Annotated in this window: 2 protein-coding genes; both read left to right on the forward strand. The window is 37.9% G+C overall.

Annotated features, from left to right (window positions below):
* The first annotated feature begins 274 nt into the window (after nt 1–274).
* Entirely contained in the window at nt 275–1,234 is a 960-nt protein-coding gene (locus tag WBM60_RS16305) for an alpha/beta hydrolase family esterase (RefSeq protein WP_424283339.1), read from the forward strand.
* 477 nt (nt 1,235–1,711) lie between these two features.
* Nucleotides 1,712–3,989 (forward strand): LamG-like jellyroll fold domain-containing protein (locus WBM60_RS16310; RefSeq protein WP_424283340.1); only part of this gene is annotated, 2,278 nt, incomplete at its 3' end.

Consider the following 3,989-nt stretch of genomic DNA (forward strand, 5'->3'; position numbering starts at 1 on the left):
TCTTAGTAGTAAAAGAGAGAGGATTATCAATGTTGTCGAAGTCTAGGCTTCACCGTGTATACTAACCTTAATTCTCTCTTTTATTCTTTCTGATTTATTACCAAATTTATTAAAATACAAACTTAAGACGTGTATAATTCATTGCTATACTCGCCTACTTACGAAAATCCTTGCGGATTTTCTATTCGGTTTGTATTTGCTAAATTAGTTGCTGAAACACGCAACGAAATCATACACAAACACGTTGTGTGTAATAAAAACAAACCCCTGAACTATGACTAAAATTTTGATAATTAGCTTTTTAATTTTACTGACATCCTGTGATAAAAATGAAGATTCAGAAGGCAATTTCGAAAATTTAATTTTAAACGAGAGTATTATTGTTAATGGACAGCAACGAGATTATCATATTTATATTCCTAACGCTACTATAAATAAACCACTAACAATTTTACTTCACGGAAACGGTGGGAATTTCGATGATGTTATAGGACAAACGAATGTGAAGTCGCCTCAAAAGATTTGGTTGGACTTGGCTGAATTACATCAATTTATTCTTGTAGTTCCAAATGGCACTTTAGGTTCTGAAAATAAAAGAGGTTGGAATGATTGCAGGTCTGATGCTCAAGGAAACCCTGAAATTAATGATGTGCTTTTTATTGAAGAGTTATTGACAAAATTAAAATCTGAATATAATCATAATGAAAACAGAGTTTATATCGCAGGTGTTTCAAATGGAGGACAAATGGCGATTAGATTAGCATTGGAAATACCAGAAAAAATAACAGCGTTTGCATCAGTAATCGCATCTATGTCAGATAATTCACAATGTGGAGAGTCAACCATTCCTGTTTCAGCACTATTTATGAATGGTACAGAAGACCCAATTCTACCATACAATGGCGGACAGATGACAGGAAATAGAGGTTTGGTAAAATCAACGGAAGAAACTTTACAATATTGGACAAATAGAAATGGAATAATAGATGCACCAATTGAACAAAACATAAACGATGTTAACAATTCGGACAATTGCAATGCTGTTAAGTATTCGTATCTAAATGGAAATAATAATACGGCAGTTATGCTTTATAAAATAAATAATGGTGGACACGCAGAACCAAGCCAAACAGAACGTTACGGAAATTTCTTTCTTTCGATTGTTGGAAATCAGAATGGAGATTTTGAGATGGCAAATGAAATTTGGGAGTTCTTCAAAGAGAAATCGAAATAAATTACTACACACAAAAACGTATATAACTAATAGCTAGTCAGTTGCTAAAACGAAGTTAAGGTATACCCGCCTGCCAACTTTGATTGAGTTTTGGTGGCGGGCAGGTTTGCTAGTCCACCAAATTTTTTAATTTACGACTTCGTTTTTATTTTATATTTTGGTAGTCGTAGTCCTTCGGTAGGCTTATTGAGAAAAGATAATAAGAAAATTAATCCCGAAGCTTCGGGATGGTTCGTGCTCAACCGAAAAGTTATTGCTAATTTGCACGCTACGAGCCATATACAAAACCGTTGTAAAAAATTATTTTGCACATAGCTCTTGTTCAAGGATTTTTAGTTGTGTATTTCATCGGTGAAATGCATAATTTCATCAATAAATGTTAAAATAAAGTGTATTATATCGATTAAAAGTGTTTTTAAGCGTTGATTCTGATTCCTAATGATATATTTAATATGTACTAAAATATAACTTAGTATCATGAAAAGAAAAGTTTTAACTCTAAGTTTTTTAGTTTTATTAATGCTGCTTTCAGTAAACGCTTTTGCTCAAATGCAAACTTCCGTTTCGCAGTACGGCATTACCTGGACGTTTGATCAAGCGTACGAGACCGGGCAGTTTGTTACCGGCGATTGGTGGGTGGTTGGCCCGGTTACTATAACATCGGTTTCGCCAGGACAAATCCCCGGAAAAAATGGTTCGGTTTTAAACCCTGAAGCTGGTCCTTATCACGGTTACGATGCTAGTTCTGCTGCCACGTATTATCGCGAGAACCTAAGGGTAAGTTATCCTCTAACAGTTAGTGGTGTCAATAGCCTGGTTTCAACTATCAGTGTTACCAGACCGCCAGATTGCACAACCGGTGCTGGTCTTGAAGGGTGGATAAGCAGACTTGGTTCATGCGATAACCGTTCCCAAATTCAAACTATGGCGGTTTTGACTATTGTAAACAGTGCAGTTCCAGCAGGAACTTTTAGACCTCCTTATGTTGGAAGCAATTATAAAGAAATGAATAGTGTTGCTGATGCTTGTTACGATATTTTGCCCCGTTTACCCAAACCTGGTATAGCACCTGTTGCCGCCAACATTACCAAATATATGGAGCGTCCTATGTTAGACCATTTTAATGGATGGACAACCCAACTGTGTTTTGCTTTTGATAATGCTCCAGGATATGGAGCAGCCATTACAAATGAAATGACAGAAGTAGCAGTATCATTAATGTTTGATTATGCTGAAAATGAACTCCAATTATTGGCCAACCTGATGATACAAAGAGGTATAGATAGCTATGGGGCTTTGCGAAACGGAGTTTACTGGCCTGCTGACGGGGGGCATGCAAGTGGTAGAAAACTTCCCATATTGATTGCCGGTAAGTTATTAGATCACGCTGGGATGTTAAATATTGGATTCGATTATAACGACAGTAAGTTTGGAGAAGACTGTCAAACCTATTTTGATGCAAGTGGTTTTCCCCGATGGGGTATCAGACATTGTCAGGATCCAAACAATGCATCTTTTAACGATGAGTCAAATGCTTACCGTACCTGTTGTACATCATCATTTTGGGGAGGCCAATCGGTTGTAGCACAGATTTTAGGCCTACGAAACGAATGGAACCACGAAGCATTTTTTGCTTACACCGACCGTTGGATTAATGAGGGAGGAGGAATAAATACTCCTACCCCTGGTTATGCATCCTCCCTTTGGAATTCATACAGATGGAACCTGCCTGCCGAGATTCCTTATACATGTGGCGGCCCGGCCATAGAACCAACAAGTGTAAACGTATCTCCTACAACATTAAACCTGTACGTAGGAGCAACATCTGGATTAACTGAAACAGTGTTGCCATCGAATGCAACCAATAAATCGGTAACCTGGTTATCAAATAATACTTCTGTGGCAACGGTAAATTCAAGCGGATTAGTTACAGCAGTATCAGCAGGTAGCGCAACTATTACGGTAACAACAGTGGTTGGTAACAAAACAGCTACATGTGCAGTTTCGGTGACTGAATCTCCTTTTAACCCTGACATTATAGCCAAATGGGATATGAACGAAACAAGTGGTACTGTTGCCAATGATTGCCTGGGCACCAATGATGGTAATGTTTCTGGTGCAATCTGGAATACAGGAGGCAAGATAGATGGTGCATTAAGTTTTGATGGAAATGATGACCTTGTTAGTCTTGGAAACATGGACATCACATCCAGTGAATTTACCATTGCCTTATGGGCTAAATTTGATGATTTTGATATTTCGGATGCACGGCTCATTTCCAAAGCTACGGGAGTTCAAGAAGCAGATCACTATTGGATGATTAGTACAAACGGGGGTGACCAAATACGTTTTCGTTTGAAAACAGGAGGAACTACAGGTACCTATTTCGGAACTGATGGGTCGTTAACAACCAATACATGGACACATATTGCTGTAACCTATGACGGCAGTAATGTGAAAATCTATAAAGATTATACTTTACAAACAACCAATCCAAAAACAGGTGCTGTTAATGCAAATACCTCCGTCCCTGCAGCTATAGGAAATCAGCCTCAAAACGGTAAAAGTGTAGATGGACTTATTGATGATGTATATATTCTGTCAAAAGCTCTAACACAAACAGAAATTCAGAACCTTGCATTGAATGGAGAAAGCTGTAGTAATGACGACGGTTCCCTCTCTGTTAATGATGCTGCTGCTAATGATGTTTTTGTGAAAATCTATCCAAACCCTGTTTCACTCAGCAACTTTACTG

It is taken from the genome of Eudoraea sp. (genome assembly GCF_049669105.1).
Classification (GTDB): Bacteria; Bacteroidota; Bacteroidia; order Flavobacteriales; family Flavobacteriaceae; genus Eudoraea.

Excerpts from the sequence above, each read along its gene's own strand:
- WBM60_RS16305 (WP_424283339.1), top strand. The coding sequence starts at position 275 with ATGACTAAAATTTTGATAATTAGCTTTTTAATTTTACTGACATCCTGT.